We start from the raw sequence: 21845 nt of genomic DNA on the forward strand, positions 1-21845 counted from the left end.
ATGAGCACGCTGTTGTCACCCGTTCTAACGAAGCGTTTAGCTAACTTTTCGCTTACGACCAGACAAACTGTACGAGGAGGACATAAGGGAGAGAGACGATCCCAGCGACTCGGTTCTTCGCTTGAGTTCTCCGATTATCGCTTGTACAGCCCTGGTGATGATTTAAGACAAATTGATTGGAACACCTATGCGCGAACAGAGAAATATTACATTAAGCGCTTTTTAGATGAGCAGGAGCTTCCTGTGTCGGTGTATATAGACAGTACAAAATCAATGGGGATTCATGAGGAAAAGTGGTTGCGCGCCAAACAAATGGCAGCCGTTTTTACTTTTTTGTCTCTAGCGAATTCTGATCGTCTATCCGTAACACCCGTAGCATCTTCAACACGAGCTTATCCCTATACAAAAGGGAAAGCGATGACGAAAAAAGTGATGGATTATATCGAGGATGTGTCACTAGCTCCAGAAAATGAAGCTTTTGGTGATCATCTGTTGAAGAATGTAGATCGTTCTAGACAAGGTAGCTTCAGCATTGTGATTAGCGACTTTTTAGAGGATCCATCGAAATTGTTTTCTTCTATAAAAAAGATGCAAGCGAAGCGTCAGCAGGTGTTACTGATCCAGGTTTTGTTACCGGAAGAAAAGGATCCGAATTACGCAGGGGATCTTAAGCTTATTGATGTTGAATCGAGTGGAGAGCGAGATATCTCGATGAATCCCCGTGTTATCAAGCAATACAGAGAACGGTTTGAAGAACATACAAACCAAATAAAATCGTTTTGCAATAAGCGTGGGATTGATCTTGTGCCATGTTTAACCTCAGACAGCCTTGAGGAGACGATTTTTTCATCACTAATGAAGAAAGGCTGGATTGGGAGGTGAGCTTATGGGTTTTTTAGCACCAGTATCCCTATGGTTTTCAAGTGCCATTCCTATTTTACTGGCATTTTATTTTTTCAAAAAACAATATGAGAAACAACCGATTTCGTCGATTTATCTTTGGGAGAAGACGTTAAAAGAATGGGAGACGGATCGCTGGTGGAATAAGCTACAGAAAAATATCCTGCTGTTTCTTCAGCTTCTCATTCTTCTGTTTTTAGTCATGGCGTTGTTGCGCCCCTTTATTCCTGGGGAGGAAGTACAGGGGGAGCAACTTGTGATCGTGATGGATTCCTCAGCTTCGATGGCTGGAGAAGAGCGATTTTCAGATGTGAAAGAGGAAGTAAACGAATTGATCAACAGCCTGGGAAATGATCAGCAAGTAAGTGTGATTGTAGCTGAAGAATCTCCAAAACTATTAATCTCTAGAGAACAAAATAAGAATGAGGCAAAGCGTGTGGTTGAAGGGCTGGAATTAACGTATCAGCACGAGAACATGCGTGATAGCTTGCAGTTAGCTTCGTCACTTCTTCAGGAAGGAGACGGCGAGATTCATGTTTATACAGATGGATTAGAGCAGGAAGAGGTAGAAGTGGAAGGTCCTTTTGTTGTACATAATCGCGAGAATAACGCTGCGAACAGTTCGATCTCTGCCTTCGGTGTTAGGCAAAATGGCGAAACCGGGTCTGCGATCGTAACGGTACATAACCAGTCTGAGGAATCGAGGAATCTATCGTTAACGGTTTTTGGTGAAGATGAAGTGCTAAAAGAAGTGACAGAAGAGGTTCCGGCTGGGAAGAAGCGTACGATTACGTTAAATCAGCTGCCTATAAGAGGTTACTATAAAGTAGATACGGATGTGGACCCTTATGAGGTAGACAATGAGATGTTTGCCTTCTTACCCAATGATGCTCCGTCATCGATTTATCTCGCAGGTGATGTGAACCCGTTTATCCATAAAGCATTGCGATCTGCTGGTATTGAAACGGTTTCGATCTCTCAGAATGAGGACGGGACGTATCGCTTTTCTCAGGGGGATGAAGCGGTCTATCTTTTATCTGGTATTCAAGCAGATGCTTGGCCAGAAGGTCCAAAGCTTATCCTCTCTCCTGAAACGGGAGGTCCTTTTGGTATTACAGACAAGCAAGAGTTGCAATATACGATGAAAAGAACAGCAGATGATCCGTTGTTACAGTATTCAGATGTGGGAGAGGCTTACCTTGGGAAAGCGTATGGGATTGGTGATTTAAACGGACTCGATCCTCTTGTGATGAGTGGGGATACGACCACAATGGCAAAAGGGATGTACCAAGGTTCTCCGGTGGTGCTGTTTCCGTTTGATGTTCAAGATTCGGATTGGCCTCTACATCCTGGATTTCCGATTTTGTTATCCAATGTGATCGACTATTTGGGACAGAAAGGTCAAAATCTAGGATACTTTGAGCCTGGTGAGGAGACTGAACTCTCCTTGTCCACAATGACAACGGAAGCGGTTATAGAGACGCTTTCTGGTGATGATGTGGTGGATGTTGATATGAATGAGTCTGTAGCTACTGTGCCTACTAAGCCAGGAATCTATCAACTCCATGAGAAAACATCGAATGGATTTAAGTATCAGCATCTTGTTGTGCAGGTGCCTGGTGAAGAACGTAACGTTGAAGCTTCTACTTCTTTCAGGATGACGGAAGAAGGTCAACAAGGTGGAAATGTTACCGTTTCAAAACAGGAGATCTGGCGTTGGTTTGCCGCAATTGCCCTGTTGATTTTGTTTATAGAATGGGAGGTGTATCGACGTGGTCTTTCAAGTCGATAATCCTCTATGGTTGCTGACCTTTATCCCAATGGTTCTTGTGCTGTTTTTGTATGCGCGGGGCCTCACGGCGATATCGGGTGGCAGAAAAATGATATTAATGGTGTTACGAACGCTTGTATTTACACTTGTAATTTTAGCGTTGGCTGGAGTGCAAATTCTTTCTCCCATACAGCATATGGCTACTGCTTTTGTAGTCGATCGCTCTCATAGTATGCAAGATCATGAGAATGGAGCTTTGGAACAAGTGCAGGAAGCGGTGGATGGAAAAGCTCCAGAAGATGAGGTTGGGGTGATTTCAACCGGGGCAAAAGCTCAAGTAGAGATTCCTTTAACGAATTCGGATGATGCCGTGCAGTCTTTCCAAACCGATATCAATACATCCTACACGAATCTAGGGGCAAGCCTTCAGTTAGGCGGAAGTCTTTTCTCTGGTGATGCTAAGGGACGCGTTGTGTTAATGACGGATGGAAATGAGAACGTTGGGGATGCAGTAAGGCAGGCAGGCTACTTGAAGCGGCAAGGATATGTCGTCGATGTCTTTCCTTATTCCACAACCTTTCAACAGGACATAGCGATTGATTCGTTTGATGTACCAGAAAACATCTATTTAGGTGAACAAGCTTCCTTGTCTCTAAGCATTCAAAGCAGTATCGATACAACGAGTACCGTGCGAGTGCAGCAAAATGGGGAGCTGATTTTGGATCAGGAAGTGAACTTGAACGCAGGGATGAATCAGTTATCCTTTGAACACCTCGTTACTGAAGACGGCTTCCACACCTTTCAAGCTGAAATTGTGGCGGAGGGGGATCAAGTTTTAGAGAACAATAAACTTTCTGCGTTTGCTGAAACGAAAGGAATTCCACGCGTTTTGATAGTGGAAGGAAAAGATGGAGCGGCTGTGAATCTAGAAGAATCGTTGAATTCATCTGCAGTACAAGCAGATCGAATTCCGGTCGAGCTTTTACCGACCCAATTGAGTAATTTTCTGCAATATGATTCGATCGTGATGAGTAACGTTTCTGCTCATACGATGACGGAAAGTCAAATGAACCTCATTCATAAAGCTGTAAAAGATTTTGGGGTAGGTTTTGTCATGACAGGTGGCGAACAATCCTACGGGGTTGGAGGCTATTTTAAGACGCCAATTGAACGATTACTCCCAGTCGATATGGACATTAAAGGGAAGAAAGAGCTGCCATCTCTTGGTCTAGCGATTGTATTAGATAAGTCCGGAAGCATGGGCGGTAATAAAATGGCTCTGGCGCGAGAAGCTGCCGTTAGATCAATCGAGCTTTTGCGTGAAAAAGATACACTCGGTGTGATTGCGTTTGATTCGACACCTTGGCAAATCGTCGAAACTGGACCTATTGGGGATAAGGAAGACGTTATTAAAAAGGTTCGTTCGATTATGCCTAGTGGGGGAACAGATATTTTCACACCTACTGCTCAGGCATTCTCTCAATTAGGGCCTATGGAGTTGAAGCGTAAACATATCATTCTCTTAACAGACGGACAATCAGCGGCATCTATGAACTATCGCCAAATGATTCAAAACGGAAAAGAGGATGGCGTGACGTTGTCCACTGTTGCGATTGGAACAGGGGCTGATGGACCTCTGTTAGATGAGATGGCTCAGATTGGAGATGGGCGCTTTTATCAAGTTCAAAATGCGACCAAGATCCCTACCATTCTATCGCGTGAGACAGCCTTGATTACACGTACTTACATTGAAGATGATCCATTTTATCCAAAGCTCGTGCGTGGGTATGAGTGGGCTCCTTATTTTGCAAATGGGGTACCGAGGATGAATGCTTACATTGCGACATCACCTAAAGGGCGAGCTCAACAGGTGCTGGTGAGTGAGAAAAATGACCCTGTGCTGAGTCGCTGGCAGTATGGGCTGGGTAAAACCGTGGCATGGACATCTGACTTAACTGGAAAATGGGCAGGAGAATGGCCAAGTTGGGGGAATTGGTCACCTTTATGGAATGATATCGTCACATGGACGTTCCCTCAGTATGAGAACGATGCTTATGAGATCACAAAGCAGGTTGAAGGAAATGAAGTCACGCTCAATGTAAAAGCTGCAGATGAAGGTGCTTCGACACTTGAAGGAAGCTTGGTTAACGAAGCGGGAGAAGAAGTGGATCTAAATCTTCAAGCAAAAGCTCCTGGTGTCTATGAAGGAACCTTTCAAACAGATGGCGCAGGTGTGTACTTTTTAAATCTCACGGAACAAGAAGACGGAGAACCTGTTGGAACCTTTAAGACTGGCGTGGTTGTTCCTTATTCAGAAGAGTACTCGTTCGAACCGACGAATGAAAAGCTCATTGGGGACATTGCTGAAGCTGGAGGAGGAAAAGTTTTAGAAAACATGAACGACGTCTTTTCTACTAGAGGATTGGGACCTCGCTACGAGAAGCAGGATCTGTTTTATTTTCTTTTAGCTTTAGCTTTAATCTTGTTCATGCTTGATGTTGCCATTAGACGCTTCCATGTGAACTTGGCGTTTATAGGGAAGCTGCGTACTTCTTCTGAGAAGAAAAAGAAGAAGGAGAAGCAGGTAACAGAAAAGCGTAGCACTCAATTGAGCCAGTTGAAGAGTGCTTCGACGAAGAGGACGCAAGGGTCTTCTTCTGATGAAAACAAGAAAGAGAAACAGCCTATTATTCAAGAAACGCCTGACTCGAAGCAAAAGCCACCTAAAAAAGAGAAGCAGAATGAATCTAGTGGTGGTGAATCGAGAGAAGAGCGGATGAATCGTTTGTTGAATGCGAAAAAGAGGAAGTAGTGTGTTGATGGAGTAGTTCAGTTTTGGAGTGGAATTAGGTTTTTACTCCTTGATTGAGCTACTTTTTTTATGGACAAGCGGCATGTTAGTTACATAATTTTACCTTTTTTGTGTGTTGGGTAACTCGAAACTGAGTATTACTTTTAAGGGCCATTATGTTGAAGACTTGGATTCGAGAAAATAACTAACTAAATCTCATTTAGAAAAGAAGAAGGAAATTATGATTGGGTTGCACATATTGAGATTTACACAAACTTATTGACGGCACCCCTTGTGAGCATATGACTTATATACGAAATAGAAAGAAGCGCTAATAAAAATATATTAGCACTTTAATTATATTTACTATAATTGTTTGTACCGAGTTGTTTTAAATGCAATATTATGACCAATTAGGTAAATCACTAAATTTATTGGAAATGAATAATAGTATTCCCAATTTAATGGCACATAAAAACCTAGAAATGTAAGAATAGGTAGTCCAATGAAAGAGGATGAACCAGCGAATAAAACCGATTTAATTAATGGCGATATTTTAGGCTTCCACTGGATAAGTAGGGTGATAAACACAGGTATTAATACTATATCCCATGGGGCAAACCACGGAGCAGCTGGAATAAGCTCGTATTGATAATCCCATAAACCAAAGAAGTTTCCCAAAATATCAAGAAAGAGAGATAATATACCGACTACTATTCCTACGTATAATAATCGTTGAGTGCTTTCTTTCTTTCGTAAGCATATCCATAACGTCACTAAAGAAATAAAAAGAATAAATATTAACCACCATTGCCAGGAGAACAAAACTTCTGATTTCCAAAGTTCATATTTTTCTTGATTTGCTTTTAGAATCATGGATCGAGCTTTATCAAATTGGTTGGAATAAGTCATGGAACAAGCACCTCTCGTATTTAATTCAATTCAATTTTTATTGTTTTCATGGTTTTCTTTTATATTCGATGAATTATATGTAATAAAAAAGCACACAGCTTTAAGCTATGTGTTAACTCTGGAACTGAGGGGAAATGCTCAGATTTCAAAATGTATATTTATTTACATTTAGTTTTAACAAAAGAATTATTTTTATAAGTGGTATTAAAGTTTTGATACACATCACGAAGATAATGCGTCATCACTTAATACCGGTTAAATGTTTTTTGAGTGAAGAGGATCTCGAATTCAAGTCTTCATGAATAGGGCGCTCTCCTGGAATAAGAGTCCTTTTTATTTGTCTTGATTGTCTAATAGAGCGAGTTATTAATTGGATATTTGTGTTAAAATTTGATTTGGATTGTGAAAAAATATACTTAAACAAAGTAGTTTTATAAATAATTGGTGAGGGGGTATTAAGAAGGAATATTCCTTGTTTTTAGCGATGATTTCACCCTTAAGTACATCTGGTCTTTTCACTTCATCACATGCAGTGAGGAGCAACATGGCGAGCGCGAGGTAGACTACTTTTTTGATGGTAAAAACCTCCAATGAAGGTGATATGGTTTAAGGGATAACATGTCTATTAATTTGATGGAATAAGGGGCCAAGATGTTATGACAAAAGAAGATAAAAAAATAGGTTTATATATCATCCTCTTTTGGATTGTGTTGATTATTCCCTTTTGGTTAACTACAGAAGGTACAGGGGTGCTAATTTTAATACCTTTGATCACGGTAGCGGTCATATCTATTATTGTGTATTATCTGGCAGTAACAATAAAAGATGATGATTAAATGACTATATTTTAAAAAGGAGAGATCTTCATTTTTAAAGACCTCATCGACATCAATAACAAAAACCTAGAAGTATGGATTAAGGGTGAAGGACAACCCATCATTATTCAACCAGGAATGATCAGCTCAATAAGCGAATGGGAACCTTTAGTTGAAGAGCTTTCACAATACGCAAAGGTCATTTTATATAATAGAGCCGGATGCGGTAAAAGCGAAAGAGGTACCAAAACCAGGAATCTAAATGAGAATGCCAAAGATCTACATACCTTAATACATAAATTAGAGCTAAATGATCCCATACTGATTGGTCATTCTTATGGTGGTCTAATCGTTCAATATTTTGCTATACATTATCCAAATATAGCAAGGTCACTTATTTTAGTAGACTCCACATCAGTTGATGCCCATCTATTAGATGAGGTAGAGATAGAAGGAGGAGACGAAACGAGTACACGAGCTTGGATTCAAAAGTGTAAAGAGTATGCAACGCTATCAAAGGAACATCTTCAAGTGGAAATGGAAGGTTGGATTGAAACGCTTAAGAAGAAACTTCCTCTCCAAACGCATAATGAAATCAGTGAACATATGAGCAACCCTTACATGTTTGAAATTCTTGGGGAAGAGCTTGAACATGATCCTTTCTATATGAAGGAATTAAAAGTTCAATTGGATGGCTTTCCTGACCTTCCTACTATCGTGATTGGAAGAGATCCAGAGGTCTCAATCAAACAAATGTTAGAACACGAAGGTCTAGAGATTCGAGAGGCTGAAGAGATTGAACGTATATGGCAGTCTCTTATTCAAGAACAGACTAACCTCAATAGTCAGACTGAGTATATGTTAGCTCGAGGTTCAAGCCATGACATTCATAAAGAGAAACCAAAACAAATTTTAAATTTGGCTTGTAGTTTATTGGATATGACTTATTAACTCATAAAAAGGATGACGATTACTATCTACAAAAGAGGTTTTCTACATAAAAAGAGTCCAGTCTTGCAATACTGGACTCTTTTGTTATGCCTGCATACTATCCTTTTTCACAACATGACTTTTCTCTTCTCTCATTAACGTCATCTCTAACGCCAGGATGGATATAAACAGCCATGAAAAACCAATTCCTAAACCAGCGATCACATCTGTAGGGTAATGAATGTGGCCAAAAACACGGCTAATGCTAATTGCTGCAATCATAAACGCTGAAAAGAGATTGATTGCCCATTTTGCCGAGCTAGAGAGGTTACTCACGAGAACGATATAAATGATAAATCCAAAAAAAGCTACCGCTCCGGATGTATGGCCGCTCGGAAAGCTTGCTGATGTACCTCCAAACTCCGTTTCATCAGGGCGTGGACGACTGTAAAAGATTTTTAAAGCCTTCGTAATGCCACTAATACCAATCATGTTCACAGCAAAATATGCCGCAAACCATTTGCTATAGGTGGAGAAAAGTAAAAAGTACCCCATCAAGAGAAGCGAAGTTGCGGTAAGAGCCGGAACAGATCCGACCTTCGTTACCCATAGCATGATTTGTTTTACCCAGTCTGGCATGGCCGTTGTCCACTCAAATATGATTTGATCTATATATAAGCTTTTCTCATTCAAGACCTGATCTCCAACGAGAAAGTAGAAGGCTAGTGTGGATCCAGTAAGAAGAACGGTAATTATCGCAAGAACCGGAAATGTTTTAGATGTGGATTCCCTAAACATAAAGTGACCTCCTGCAAGTTCAATAGTGGTGATGGTATTCCCATATAGTGTTGATATCAAACGCCTTAGCTTGTATTGAAAATGGGGGGAATAAAATTTTGAAGATTTTTTGAAACGTGTGGGGGACCCTTCCCGTAAATATATTATAGGCAAAAACAACAAGGGATCCCTAAAACAGCAATTCAAACAAAATATGGAAAAATCCAATATTTGTATAAAATTGTATCGACGTTTTTGCTTCAAATTGCTAAAATGAACCATAAATAGGATAAAGGGGGAAAACGAGTATGACATCATTTGTCGTGTTTGTCGTATTAGCCATTATTATTGGCTTAGCACTAATCGGCGGAATTGCTACATTTATTATTTTCCGCATTCGTTACAAAACAGCAAGCTCAAATGAAGCGCTTATTGTAACAGGTCCAAAACTGGGAGACCCAGAGAAAGAGAAGAACGTCTTTGAGGATGCGAATGGACGTTCCATGAAAATCATTCGTGGTGGCGGTTATCGCTTACGTATGTTCCAAACCGCAACACCAATTGATTTAACATCCTTCCAGTTACAAGTTAATTCAGAGAAAGCTTACACCAAAGAAGGTATTCCAATCCGCGTAGCGAGTACAGCCGTTATCAGTATCGGTAGTGATTTAGAGATCATGGCGAACTTTGCGGAGAAATTCCTAGGTAAGAAACAAAGTGAACGTGAAGCGGAATTGAAAGACGTACTTAATGGTCACCTTCGTTCGATTATCGCATCACTTCCAATCGAGAAGGTCTATAACGACTTTAAAGAAGTTAATACACAGGTGAAAAACATAGCAGAAGCTGACTTAAAAGGCATGGGCTTTGAAATTACATCCTTTGCTCTAAATGACGTTGAAGACGTTGATGAAGAGAATGGATATATCGACGCATTAGGCCGTCCGCACATAGCTGAAGTACAGAAGAAAGCGGATATGGCAGAATCCGATGCGAAGAAAGAAACAAGCATCTATCAAGCGAAAAACGATCAGGAAGCGAAGGACGAAGCAAACCGTCGCTTAACATCTATCGCTGAGTCTAAGAAAGATAAAGACATCAAAGAAGCCGAGTTCCAAAAAGAAACGAACCGTGCTAAAGCTCAATCCGAGCAAGCTGGTGAGCTAGAGCGTCAAAAACTAGCTCAGCAGGTTAAGGAAGAAGAGCTTAAAGTTCAATACATCGAAAAGCAACGTGCTGTTGAACTAGAAGAAGAAGAAAACAAACGTCGTCGTTCCATTGCAGACGCAGAGGCGTATGAATTAACAAAACGCGCACAAGCTGAAGCCGACCAAGAGCGCATCAAGGGTGAATCTGAAGCGGAAGTTATCCGACAACGTGGTATCGCGGAAGCAGAATCCAAAGAGCGCATGGCTAAAGCTATGGAACACTATGGTGAAGCTGCGATTGTGGAAATGCTTATCTCTGTATTACCTGAGTACGCTGATAAAGTAGCTAAACCACTATCTCAAATCCAGGATATGAAAGTGATCGACATGGGCGGAAGCGGTTCTCAAGGTGGTACTGCGAAAGTCGCAAACAGCGTAACGTCTACGATGCTTGGTATCCAAGAGTCTCTTAAGGAAACAACGGGTATGGATCTAAAAGCTTTAATTGAAAGCTTTGTTTCCCGCGGAGCTGTAAACAACTTCGATCTTCATCCAGATGAAGCGCGTGAAAAGCAGCTTCAAGAAACATCAGCATCTCAGGAAACTGAGGTAGAACAAGAGACTTCTGCTGAAGCAAGCGCTGAGAAAGCAGAAAGTCATGAACAACAAAGTGATAATGAAGAGGAGCAGAACTAATTCCCTTCAATTTTGAGAAGCATGTGAGCCTTCGGGTTTGCATGCTTTTTCTATTTCACGTTAATTAAACCAAAGTGATAGACCTAAGTTTTTTCCAAATAAAGTATGGCATAATAGAGAAGGGGGAGTTTACATGATACCAATTCAAAAGGCATATGGGTATGTCACAAGAGAAAAGATGGGAATACCACAAGTTTTAGTGTTCCAACACCCAATACCTGAAGCAGGCATACAAATCCCAAAAGGAACGGTAAAAGAAGGAGAGACTCCTGAAAATGCTGTATTACGAGAAATGAAAGAAGAAACAGGCTTACATAACTTATCGCTAAAAGGGTTGATTGCTAAAGATCTGTGGAAGGCAGATGATGGGTCGTTACATGAACGTTTTTTCTATCATCTTACAACTTCTAACACAATAGACGAATGGAGCTTTAACCCTACTGGTGGAGGAGAAGAGCATGGTCCACGTTTAGATTCTTTTGGATTTCAGGAGTACAAGATGTTCAGCTGATCCGAGGTCATGGGGACTATTTAGAAGAGGTATTAGATGAGACATAGAGGCTCGGTCATTATCATAGAAGAGGGTAAAGTATGTCTGATCAAGCGTGTAAAGAACTCTGAAGTGTACTATGTGTTTCCAGGTGGCGGAATTGAGGAAGGTGAGACTCCCAGAGAAGCAGCCAAAAGAGAGGCATTTGAAGAGTTAGGTGTACATGTGTCTATTGAGGATCTTCTTGATACTGTTTCATTTCATGGAACACAATATTTCTTTTCAGCTGAAATCATAGGAGGCGCTTTTGGTACTGGGCATGCGATTGAGTTTACCAAGAATAACAATGGACTTTACGAACCTATGTGGTTGAATATCGAAGCTCTATGCAATTTAGATGTTCGTCCAAAAGAAATGGCTCAAAAAATTGTAAATATGTACATATAAAAAAGCGCAATCTCACATGAGATTGCGCTTTTCATTATAAAAGGGTCAGGAGGCCTGCGATAACTGCAAAGATCATGATAAACACGAACACCATGATGCCCTCTTTGGCCGAAAATTGCTCTGCTGTTTCTTTGCTTTTATTATAAAAACGACCTGGTAGCATGCTCAAGACCTCCTTGCTCCGTATCATTAGTTCTGAAACTTATGATACCATAAAACGCCGGTTTTGATGACACGTGGAAGTACCCCTTTTAACGGATAGTTTAGTGTCAGGCCAAATCCATCGTCTTTTCCGAGTGAACCAAGCGTTCCTTTGATCACAATTTTAGATGGCTTTTTAGGGTCTTTCCCTCTTAGGATGTCTGTTAAAATATCTGCGATTTGTTTTCCTTGCTGTTCTGCTAGTTGAGCACTTGGAGGCAAGTAAAGGCTTGCGCAATCTCCCGTTACAAAAATGTTTGGATGCTCAGGAACCTGGTGATAGTCGTTAAGAATAATTCTTCCTGCATTATCTTTTTCTAAATCAAGCTTGTCCACGACTTTACTTGGCTTGATTCCTGCAGTCCAAATGGTAACGTCACTTAATAGGCATGTCCCTGCATTACATAAAATGTTTGGTTCAACATAGTCAACTTTGGATTGATACACCAGTTCAACATCGTGCTCTTGGAACCACTCGATCGCATGCTCTTGAATCTTTTCAGGGAACGATTTCAGAATGCTGTCACCACGATCTAAGAGTCTGATGTTAATATCAGGTCTGCTTTCTCGAAGTTCGGAAGCCATTTCAACACCACTTAGCCCTCCGCCGACTATGGTAGCGGTACCATAATTCTTCATGTTGTTTACAGCTTCGTAGGTTTGACGGGTCTTTTTAATCGTTGAAATCTTATGCGTATATTCGCTAGCCCCATCAATACCATGGAAGTTGTCCTCCGAACCTAGACCAATAATCAAGTAGTCATAATATACTTTTTCAGTGTGTCGTAGCATGACGGATTGATGCTCAATGTTAATGTGTAAAATTTCATCTGCAATAAAATGAAGTCGCTCATCTTCAGGGAACGATGTGCGTACATCTTTTTCAGCAATTGTCCCAGCTGCAAGTGCATAGAACTCTGTTTTCATAGAATGGTACGGGTTTCGATCAATTAATGTAATCGATGTCTCTCGATCTGTATTAGAAAGGAGTTGATGAGCAATTTTTAACCCACCATAACCTCCACCTAATATCACGATGCGGTTCATAAGATCACCTCTATTATGTAATATCCCCCCTTATTTTACCACGCAAAACACAAGTTGAAAGCGTAAACATGAAAATTGCTCCATTTTGTCGAAAGGATGTGCTTTGAATGTTGGTATGACAAGCGTTTAGAGGGCCTCAGTCACAATGAAAATTTCGTGTTAAAATAAAAATGTAGGGGGGAGCATTATCTATAAAAATATTTTGTTTTACTTTTGTATTGTAGTAGGTATCGTAAGCATGTTTTATTTAATGGTTGAGACATTTTATGAACTTGTAAAAGCACTAAACGATGTGAATGGATTCAACTTAGCTTATACAAAAATGTCGTTAGGGGCATTGGGTGTTGGGATACTGATTGAATGGAAAGGTTTAAAAAACATTTTTTTAGGATACATAAAAGTTAATCTACTCATGTTCTTAACCATTCCGTTGTTAGTCATTACTTTTATCCCACCGTTATATTGGATTGACTGGTATGGGCTAGGAGGACCTTTCTATAAACAAGTTTTACAAATAAGAGAGGTCAAAGCTGTGTTAACGGTAGTTACAGGAATATTGTTAGTCCGATCCTTAAATTCTAATCATACATAATGAATCGCTCTGAGCCTATTTAGCTCAGAGCGAATTTAATTTTATTCATTCATTTCATTGATCTTCTCAAAGACCTGATCTAACGACTCATATCCTTTATACTCACCCTCTTCAGCTTGAATTGTCCACTCTGGTTTACCGAGGGCTAAATGATCTTCATCATTTTTTTCAAAAGGCATATGAATGTGATACGTTTTGCCACCTTTTAATACTGTATATCCAATATAATAGGTGTCACCTTCGCCTTCCTCTTCATAAATCGAAGCCTCAGCAAGGTTGTACTGCTTAATGAGTACAGATAGTGATTCTTTAAAATCATTTAATATGGTTTCAACACTGATATATTCCACAGGGATCCCCCTCAATATCTTTTTCTTCCCAATCATACCATATCTGGGCAGGGTTAAGCTTGCTGGTTACTCTCCACTTGGGTATTCGTTCATCAATCTTGTTACGCGAGTTGAATCGCCTTTTTCAACTTCCTCTTCTGTAGCATCTTCGCCGTAAGAATCCTCTTCGTTAACGGTAGGAGCTACAGTCTCTTCTGTATCATAATCTCGTTTCTTTTTGTTCATGTTCATCACTCCTTATACTCTTATTTTGGCTAAAAAATTTATAAATATTGATGATATGCAAAATCCGATGCATAGAATGGAAATAGAAGCGATTTTTAAAGGAGCTGGTGCGATTGATCCATGTAGTGAAGTCAGGAGATGCTTTATGGAAGATTTCACAAAAGTATGGAGTGTCGATTCAAGCAATTCGTGAAGTGAATGGATTAGCCTCTGTGGATCAACTCGTGCCAGGGCTAGCGTTATATATACCAACAGAGAGCTTGAACGACCGTGTATATGTGATTCAAGCAGGGGATACGTATTGGAAGCTTGCACAGCGGTTTCAAACGAGTATCCAACTTATTTTAGATGCGAATCCAGGGGTTGATCCAAACCTACTGTCGATCGGTCAACAAATCCAAATCCCATCTCCCCAACCTTTAAGTATTGAGACATTAGGGTTTCTCGTGCCTTACAATATCGAACCATTTCTACCAAGGCTTCAAGAGATATCGCAGCATCTAACTTATTTAGCTGTTGTAGCTTATACGTTCACTGAAGAGGGTTATGCATATAAGCAAGGGGAGGATGAACAAGTTGTAAAAGCGAGTAAACAGTTTGGCATTCAACCTTTGCTATGCATTCGAAATTTTACCGGTGGAGATTTCTCGGCAGAGTTAGTAGGGAGTGTTTTTACGAACAGTGTTTATCGGACAAATTTAGTTCAAAGCATTGTAAGGTTCGTCAATGAACAAGGGTATGCTGGTGTGAGTATTGACTTTGAGTTTGTACCCCCTGCACAACGAAAGGATTTTGAATTATTTTTAGCGGCTTTAAAAATTGAATTGGGAGATCGGATTCTTCATGTGAATGTACATGCGAAAACTGCAGACGTTCCAACCAATCCGATTATTGGAGCCTATGATTACGAAATCATCGGGGAGATCGCTGATATTGTTGCCGTCATGACGATCGACTATGGTTATCCAACTGGCCCACCAAAAGCCGTCGCTCCGATCTGGTGGATGGAAGAGGTTATCCGCTTTGCGCTAAGCAAAATTCCTGCCAGAAAAATGCAAGTGAGCTTTCCTATGTATGGCTACGATAAGGTGATTCCTGGATTTGAAACAAGTGCATTATCTGCTTTGGATGCTCAAAACATGGCCATAAGGCGTTGGCTGCCCATTCAATTTGAAGAAAGAAGCCAATCTCCTCACTACGGTTATGTGCTCAATAATAGACAACATGAAGTATGGTTTGAAGACATTCGAAGTTATCAAGCTAAGTATCGATTACTTGATGTGTATAACTTACTCGGGACGACTTTCTGGCAAGTGCGCTTTCGCTTTCCACAAAACTGGGCGTTCATGGATCAGCATATTAACGTTATGAAAAACTTAGATAAGGTGTAGAGCCTTATCTTTTTTTTGTGAAGGTCAAATTTAATAAATCTCTCTCCTTGAATAAATGATTATAAGAATTTGAGGGTAGAGAAAGCAAGTTTTCAAAGGTTTGTCCAAATAAGAAATGAGATTTTGTCCATTTTCCATTCTCAACCATTCAATATATACTGGAAGAAATTCTAAGGTAAGGGGAGTGCTGAAAATGACAAAAGTTCATGAAATCAAGGAGGAAGTCATTGTACCAGCCAATCACAGACAGGACGAAACAGTTCACTATCATGTGTGTTATGGGACCGTGAACTGGGAGAAAACAGAAGGGGCTGAACGTAAAGCCATCTATGTTTTAATGAGCTATCACGGCGTAAAAAATTATCGCGTTCCTGCTCATCTTACGCTAGATAGTGAAGGAGAGAAGGATTTCGATAAGGTGATGGAAGCGATGAGGTATTTGCGTGAGAAGTATAAGGTTTTGGATAAGTATGAAGTTCATCAATTGGAGAAAGCTGTTCATTAAAAAGTTTCCTAAAACTAACGTTCATTTCCTACTACATCCACCTTCGTAACCATGCTACAATTAAAGAATTGAGTTTTGTTACGGAGGTAGAGCACCATGAAGGAATTTCCAACAGATCAGGATATAAATAAAGCAGTGGAATTATTACTTGATACATATAACGTACCAGATCGTCTTATTAAAGGATTAATGGGGAAAGAGCAGATTTCACAATTAAACCGACTGCTTCAGGATTTTTCAAAAGAATCCATGAGTTCATATGAATTAACGCGTCTAGTTGTCATGCAAAAGGGAGCCGATGTGTTTTCAGGGTCCAATCAGGCAGTACGTGATCTGCGTAAATTTCTATTAAAGACCTTGGAGGATGAAGACGTCATAGAGCTCTATCAAAGACATCCAAATCCAAAGAAAAAGATCAATTCGCCAAAATATATGTATGGTGAACTTTCTTCGAAAAAGTGGATTCCAGGTGGGAGGTGGCCGAAAGAGTTTGTGAGAACGTTTGGTTTTCCAAACATCTTCGCAGGTGTGAATCAAAAGAGTGGTCCGAAAAAAGCTGTTTTTGAGGATATTTCGCCACAAAAGAAAGTACCAGCGCTTGTCCCTTATCAGGAAGACATGAAAAACCGAATGCTCGAGGTGCTGAATCGAGAAGGAAAACACACGCGTTGCATGCTTTCTCTTCCAACAGGTGGAGGGAAGACGCGAATTGCTGTGGAGAGCTTTATCGAATGGATGCAACCTCGATTTTATGATGGAAAATATATGGTTTGGATCGCACAAAGCGAAGAGTTATGTGAGCAGGCGATCTCCTGTATTTCAGATATGTGGGTCGACAAGGAGTTTGCGGAAAGTCTACGAATCTATCGTTATTTTGGTGGTAATGATGTGGATCCTGATGATTTGACTGGTGGCGTTGTTGTGGCTAGTATTCGTCAATTGCATTCTCGCATCCAGAATGAAGATCCGTTTATTCAAGAGGTCCTTCGTGATTGCGGAGCGATGATTATAGATGAAGCACACCATGCTGCAGCACCCATGTATGCCCAGTTGTTCGAAAAAGCAGAAGAGCTTGCAGGAAAAGGACTTTTTGCTGTATGTGGTCTCACAGCCACACCTGGCCGAAGTGATGAAACCACTTATACGCTAGTGGATCGATTTGAAGCTTATTTAATTAAGCCAGAGTTCAAGTGGAGTGAAGCATATGATCGCAGTCCATTGCAATTCTTCAGAGATGAAGGATACCTTGCTACTCCAAAGCATATTGTTTATGAAAATAATAACAAACCGATCGAAATTCAAGAGGACAGTGTGTTTGATCATTTTGGTGACTTTACACCTGAATTCTTACGTGTCTTAGCAGCTGATTCGAAACGAAATAAACTAATTACGAAGCGGTTAATGGATATCCCTAGTGGCTCATCCACACTCGTTTATGCTTGTACGGTAGAGCATGCTGAGTTTTTATCTAGTGTGATGAACGCTTTTGGACGTAAAGCTGTAGCCATATCAGCCAAAACTTCCAAAGCGCAGAGAAGGGTTTATATCGATGCCTTTAAACGTGGGGAAATTGAGTTTCTATTTAACTATGGCGTGTTAACAACGGGTTTTGATGCGCCGAAAACGGAGTATATTGTAATTTGCCGACCTACAACAAGTGCTGTGTTGTATGAACAAATCATAGGACGTGGTTTACGTGGACCTAAGTTCGGAGGAACGAAGCAATGTACGATCGTTGATTTCTCGGATAACATTTTAAATCTTGGACCACCACTTGCCTATACGCGGTTTAAGGAACTTTGGGAAGTGAAGGAAGCTGTGATGCAGTAAGAACTAGGAATGAAAAAATAGGACCACAAGCTGAAATATGAATTGCATAAGCATAAACATGAGTACAGCGACAACTATTCTATTACTCTTCTTAATTGCACGCTTCATAAAATAAACTAACGAAACGATTACGCCTATTATCCAAATAGTCATACCTATATAAATTAGTTTATTTTCCGAAAAGGTATTGAAGATGTATTCTGAAAATAAAGGAACGATAAGCGCACTGATTAATAGTAATGATAGAATGTTATGTAAAAAATTAGACTTGAATTTCATAAATGCCAAAGACTTTTGCATGATGATCCCCCAGATATTTTTATTCATTTTAACATATATACCCAGGTGTAAACTGTTGTTTTAGAATAAGAAGCCACTAACCATTTTACTAGGTTAGTGGCTTCTTGTAGTTTATTTCATCTTTTCAAACGTATCATCAATCTTTTGAGCGAGTTTGAAGTCACGCTCTGTTAAACCTCCAGCATCATGGGATGTGACAGCTACGACCACTTCACCATATTCGATTTGAATAGATGGGTGATGGTCCATTTCCTCTGCTGTACGTCCGATGTCATATGCGAATTGTACACCGTCCATATATTGTTTGAACTTAAAGCTGCGAGAAATAAATTTTTCGTTAGAAACTTCCCACTGTGGTACATTCTCAAGTTGGTTTTTGATTTGATCTTGTGTTAGTGCCATGTAATACCTCCTTTATCATTTCCATTATCCATTTTCCTGCTGCAAGGGGGATTTAAACACGTAAATGAAATGTTCTTTTTCTGTTAGGTACGTTTAATAATTTTACCTCCTAGATGAATCATTCATTTCCACAAATAAGTAAAGACCGAACTAGATTCATTTTAAGAAAATTGAAAAAGTAAAAATCACAAACAAAAAGTATAATTTCATGCATGTTGATTCTTAAGGTACTGCTCTATGATTTATGTAAAGGCTTACAAAAAAGGAGAGGTTTTATGAGCTTTGTACCACTAAAACATGGTGAAGTATTTTCAGTAACAAATGAACTCGGAGATATGAACCCAAATGATATGGGAGCAGGAATTTATTATAGAGATACAAGGTTTTTACGCAAGTATAATATGACGATTAATGATCAATCTTGTATTTTTCTGAAAAAAGATCAAAGTAAAGGTATTGAGAATCAGTTTAAATTGAGTAATGGAGATATCCAATCAGGGGATGCTCATTACGAGAAAATGGACTTAGAAATTAATCGAAATCAATTGATGTATAATGGAATCTTTTACGACAAAATACAAGTTGAAAATGGTAGTCAAAAGCATATAACGTGCTCTTTAAACGTAACTTTTGATTTAGGCTTTGAGGATCTATTTGAAGTTCGTGGAGCCAAAAGAGAGAAAAGAGGCACAATCCATAAACCAGAAATGAACCATAACCGCCTTAAATACCAATATACCGGACTAGATGAGATCGAGCGGATATTAACGATGGATGTTTCAGCAGATGCTAAAACAGAAGGAAATGGCTTTTCTTTTGATATGGATCTAAAACCAGGTGACAGTCATACTATTGAAGTTGCTATACAAGTTCGAGAAGGCACAGAAGATGACCAGAAACCACTAAATTATGATCAAGCATATGCAGCATGTGAAAACGAATTAGAACAGTGGATGAATGATCAAACGAAAGTAACCACAAGTCATCCTATTATAAATAAAACGCTAGAAAGAGCAGAAAAGGATCTATATCTTTTAGCAACTGATATAGGTCAGGGAAGTTTTCCTGTAGCAGGTATCCCTTGGTTTTGTGTTCCGTTTGGCAGAGACTCCATGATTACAGCTATTCAATCCTTAGTCCTAAACCCTGATCTTGCTAAAAGTACTTTACTTACATTAGCACATTTGCAAGGGGATATCGAAAACGATTGGAATGAGGAAGCACCAGGTAAGATTCTCCATGAGATGCGCAATGGGGAAATGGCGAATCTAAATGAAATTCCTTTTAAACGTTATTACGGAAGCATTGACTCAACTCCTTTATATATTGTTCTGTTTGCGGAAACGATTCGTTGGACGGGAGATATGGAGCTCATGAATGAATTACTTCCTTCAGTTGAAAAGGCACTTGATTATGTAGAGCAATATGCTGACCTTGATGGAGATGGTTTCGTTGAGTTTCATAAGCAGTCAGATGGAGGTTTAGCGGTACAGAGTTGGAAGGATTCAAACCACTCGATGGTCCATAAAGAAGGAACTCATTCCGAATCTCCTATGGCTGTTGTTGAGGTTCAAGGATATGTATATGATGCGAAATCAAAAATGGCTGAGCTATATAAGTACATTGGAGAAGAACATAAGGCACAAAAGTTAATTGAAGAAGCTCAACAGCTTAAGAAACAATTTAATGAAGCATTTTGGATGGAACATGAAGATTTCTATGCACTTGCTTTAGATAAAAATAAAAAGCAAGTTCAAACCATCACTTCAGACCCTGGACATGCCTTATGGTCAACGATTATTGAAGAAAGTAAGGTGCAGGATGTAGCACGAGTTCTATTATCTGACAAGTTGTACTCTGGATGGGGCATTCGCACAATGAGCCAGGAAGAGAAAGTTTATAATCCAATCGCTTATCATAACGGAACGGTATGGCCTCATGATAATTCATTAATTCTATTAGGATTAGCGAAGCACAGCCTAAAAGATCAGGTTAATCAGTTAGTTCAATCTTTATTTGAGAGTGCAAATCAATTTGAGGATGCTAGGTTACCAGAATTATTTTGCGGTCACAGTCGTGAAGAAGAAGAAACCATAGTACCGTTTCCTGTAGCATGCTCACCTCAAGCTTGGGCTGCTGGTACACCGTTTGCTTGTGTTCAAGCTTTACTTGGTATGGAAGTGAATGCATTTACAAAATCGATATCTATTAATCCAACTTTACCTGAAGATATGGATTGGATTGAAGTAAATGATTTAACTGTTGGGTCTGGAAAGCTTAATGTCGTTGTTAAGAAGGTACAAGATCATGTGGTAGCTACAGTAGAACAAAATACTTCTGAATTTACCATTATTCAATAAAGCGGGGGATATACATGCAAAATGTATCCACACAAACACAAGCTACGAAGGTTAAAGGTAAGCAAAAGATCAGTCGTACCAAGTTAAAGGAAATCGGAACGGGAGTCTTCTTGATGGCTCCTTTCCTCCTTATTGCAGGGATATTCATTTTTTATCCCATTTTATATTCTCTACAAATTAGTTTTCAGAACTTCAGTTATTTGAATCCATCAGCAGCAGAGTGGGTTGGTTTAGAAAATTATAAAAAACTCCTGCAGGATACCACGTTTTTAACAGCGATATGGAACACTGTAAAACTGTTAATAATTGTATTGCCGATTCAGACCCTTATCTCTCTAGTTTTAGCGAATCTATTAAATTCTAAGATAAAAGGTAAATCTTTTTTTAGGATCGTTTTCTACCTACCTTATATTACCTCACCAATTGCTGTTGGTGCGGTAATGGTTTATCTATTTAACCAAGATGGGCTTGTAACGAGATTTTTCACCCTTTTTGGTCTGGAGAATGTGGCTTGGTACACAGATGGCGATTATGCATTTTATTTAATCGTCCTGATTATTATATGGACACAAATTGGTTTTTACACCGTCATCTATTTGTCAGGTCTTCAAAGTATTCCCGAGGATTTATATGAAGCCGCTCGCATTGATGGCGCTTCAAAGCTTCAACAGTTCTTACGTATTACTGTTCCACTGCTGAAACCTACTACATTTCTAGTGTTATTTATGGGAGGATTAGCGACTCTGCAAATCTTTGAGCAACCCTATGTTGTATCTACAACAGGTGGAGCATTACCAGGAAGTCCAGGGGATTCCACACTAACCATGGTGATGTATTTATATACTCAAGCCTTTAAATACTTTGAAATGGGTTATGCCTCTGCAGCAGCATTCATCATTTTTGTGATGATCTTTTCATTAACTGTACTACAGTATCTATTCTTTGAGCGAAAGAATAAGGGGTGA

21 protein-coding genes are annotated in these 21845 nt (G+C 39.7%); 14 read left to right on the plus strand and 7 right to left on the minus strand.

Annotation, left to right across the window (positions count from 1 at the left end; translation table 11 throughout):
- The 3 genes from H514_RS0102350 to H514_RS22340 all read left to right on the plus strand — a co-directional run bounded on the left by H514_RS0102350 (nt 1) and on the right by H514_RS22340 (nt 5483).
- On the plus strand, nt 1-882 hold the full coding sequence (locus H514_RS0102350; RefSeq protein WP_036841817.1) for a DUF58 domain-containing protein: 882 nt from the start codon (nt 1-3) through the stop codon (nt 880-882).
- 4 nt (nt 883-886) lie between these two features.
- Nucleotides 887-2692, plus strand: coding sequence for a vWA domain-containing protein (locus H514_RS0102355; RefSeq protein ID WP_027445493.1), 1806 nt, complete (start codon nt 887-889; stop codon nt 2690-2692).
- An 88-nt stretch (nt 2693-2780) separates the two neighbouring features.
- Complete coding sequence (locus H514_RS22340; RefSeq protein WP_051254996.1) at nt 2781-5483, plus strand: VWA domain-containing protein; 2703 nt, start codon at nt 2781-2783, stop codon at nt 5481-5483.
- Nucleotides 5484-5828: 345 nt separating this feature from the next.
- Here H514_RS22340 and H514_RS0102365 read toward each other — a convergent pair whose 3' ends face one another.
- Nucleotides 5829-6374 carry a CBO0543 family protein gene (locus H514_RS0102365; RefSeq protein ID WP_027445494.1) on the minus strand — a complete coding sequence of 182 codons (546 nt, stop codon included), beginning with the start codon at nt 6372-6374 and terminating at the stop codon, nt 5829-5831.
- 656 nt (nt 6375-7030) lie between these two features.
- On the opposite strand from H514_RS0102365, the gene H514_RS0102370 reads away from it, so the two are divergent.
- Both H514_RS0102370 and H514_RS0102375 read left to right on the plus strand, forming a co-directional pair.
- Nucleotides 7031-7210, plus strand: coding sequence for a hypothetical protein (locus tag H514_RS0102370; protein ID WP_027445495.1), 180 nt, complete (start codon nt 7031-7033; stop codon nt 7208-7210).
- Nucleotides 7211-7315: 105 nt separating this feature from the next.
- On the plus strand, nt 7316-8140 hold the full coding sequence (locus tag H514_RS0102375; protein ID WP_267879766.1) for an alpha/beta fold hydrolase: 825 nt from the start codon (nt 7316-7318) through the stop codon (nt 8138-8140).
- An 84-nt stretch (nt 8141-8224) separates the two neighbouring features.
- On the opposite strand, the gene H514_RS22345 is transcribed toward H514_RS0102375, so the two are convergent.
- Nucleotides 8225-8917 (minus strand): phosphatase PAP2 family protein, encoded by a 693-nt coding sequence (locus H514_RS22345; RefSeq protein WP_051254997.1) that lies wholly within the window; start codon nt 8915-8917, stop codon nt 8225-8227.
- Nucleotides 8918-9204: 287 nt separating this feature from the next.
- On the opposite strand from H514_RS22345, the gene H514_RS22350 reads away from it, so the two are divergent.
- The 3 genes from H514_RS22350 to H514_RS0102395 all read left to right on the plus strand — a co-directional run bounded on the left by H514_RS22350 (nt 9205) and on the right by H514_RS0102395 (nt 11677).
- The gene (locus tag H514_RS22350) at nt 9205-10740 is read left to right on the plus strand and encodes a flotillin family protein (protein WP_036841823.1); all 1536 of its coding nucleotides are present in this window, start codon (nt 9205-9207) and stop codon (nt 10738-10740) included.
- Between the two features lie 133 nt (nt 10741-10873).
- Nucleotides 10874-11251 (plus strand): NUDIX hydrolase, encoded by a 378-nt coding sequence (locus tag H514_RS22355; RefSeq protein WP_231566551.1) that lies wholly within the window; start codon nt 10874-10876, stop codon nt 11249-11251.
- 36 nt (nt 11252-11287) lie between these two features.
- Nucleotides 11288-11677, plus strand: a complete 390-nt coding sequence (locus tag H514_RS0102395; RefSeq protein WP_027445497.1) for an NUDIX hydrolase — start codon at nt 11288-11290, stop codon at nt 11675-11677.
- Between the two features lie 34 nt (nt 11678-11711).
- On the opposite strand, the gene H514_RS25280 is transcribed toward H514_RS0102395, so the two are convergent.
- A complete protein-coding gene (locus H514_RS25280) occupies nt 11712-11840 on the minus strand; it encodes a hypothetical protein (protein WP_267879765.1) in 129 nt (42 codons plus the stop codon).
- Between the two features lie 26 nt (nt 11841-11866).
- A complete protein-coding gene (locus H514_RS0102405; RefSeq protein ID WP_027445498.1) occupies nt 11867-12925 on the minus strand; it encodes an NAD(P)/FAD-dependent oxidoreductase in 1059 nt (352 codons plus the stop codon).
- Between the two features lie 238 nt (nt 12926-13163).
- On the opposite strand from H514_RS0102405, the gene H514_RS0102410 reads away from it, so the two are divergent.
- Entirely contained in the window at nt 13164-13517 is a 354-nt protein-coding gene (locus H514_RS0102410; RefSeq protein WP_154657305.1) for a hypothetical protein, read from the plus strand.
- Between the two features lie 41 nt (nt 13518-13558).
- On the opposite strand, the gene H514_RS0102415 is transcribed toward H514_RS0102410, so the two are convergent.
- Both H514_RS0102415 and H514_RS24920 read right to left on the minus strand, forming a co-directional pair.
- A complete protein-coding gene (locus H514_RS0102415; RefSeq protein ID WP_027445500.1) occupies nt 13559-13867 on the minus strand; it encodes a DUF5634 family protein in 309 nt (102 codons plus the stop codon).
- A gap of 66 nt (nt 13868-13933) precedes the next feature.
- Nucleotides 13934-14092, minus strand: a complete 159-nt coding sequence (locus H514_RS24920; protein WP_169449747.1) for a hypothetical protein — start codon at nt 14090-14092, stop codon at nt 13934-13936.
- Nucleotides 14093-14205: 113 nt separating this feature from the next.
- On the opposite strand from H514_RS24920, the gene H514_RS0102425 reads away from it, so the two are divergent.
- The 3 genes from H514_RS0102425 to H514_RS0102435 all read left to right on the plus strand — a co-directional run bounded on the left by H514_RS0102425 (nt 14206) and on the right by H514_RS0102435 (nt 17818).
- Nucleotides 14206-15483: a LysM peptidoglycan-binding domain-containing protein gene (locus H514_RS0102425; protein WP_036841825.1), complete on the plus strand. Its 1278-nt coding sequence runs from the start codon at nt 14206-14208 to the stop codon at nt 15481-15483.
- A 193-nt stretch (nt 15484-15676) separates the two neighbouring features.
- Entirely contained in the window at nt 15677-15988 is a 312-nt protein-coding gene (locus H514_RS0102430; protein ID WP_027445502.1) for a hypothetical protein, read from the plus strand.
- Nucleotides 15989-16084: 96 nt separating this feature from the next.
- Nucleotides 16085-17818 (plus strand): DEAD/DEAH box helicase, encoded by a 1734-nt coding sequence (locus H514_RS0102435; protein WP_027445503.1) that lies wholly within the window; start codon nt 16085-16087, stop codon nt 17816-17818.
- 411 nt (nt 17819-18229) lie between these two features.
- Here H514_RS0102435 and H514_RS0102445 read toward each other — a convergent pair whose 3' ends face one another.
- Nucleotides 18230-18520 (minus strand): 4a-hydroxytetrahydrobiopterin dehydratase, encoded by a 291-nt coding sequence (locus H514_RS0102445; protein WP_027445505.1) that lies wholly within the window; start codon nt 18518-18520, stop codon nt 18230-18232.
- A 275-nt stretch (nt 18521-18795) separates the two neighbouring features.
- Here H514_RS0102445 and H514_RS0102450 point away from each other — a divergent pair, with 275 nt between their 5' ends.
- Nucleotides 18796-20880, plus strand: coding sequence for an amylo-alpha-1,6-glucosidase (locus H514_RS0102450; RefSeq protein ID WP_027445506.1), 2085 nt, complete (start codon nt 18796-18798; stop codon nt 20878-20880).
- Nucleotides 20881-20894: 14 nt separating this feature from the next.
- Complete coding sequence (locus tag H514_RS0102455) at nt 20895-21845, plus strand: carbohydrate ABC transporter permease (protein ID WP_051254998.1); 951 nt, start codon at nt 20895-20897, stop codon at nt 21843-21845.

It is taken from the genome of Pontibacillus marinus BH030004 = DSM 16465 (assembly GCF_000425225.1).
In the GTDB taxonomy this organism is placed as follows: Bacteria; Bacillota; Bacilli; order Bacillales; family BH030062; genus Pontibacillus; species Pontibacillus marinus.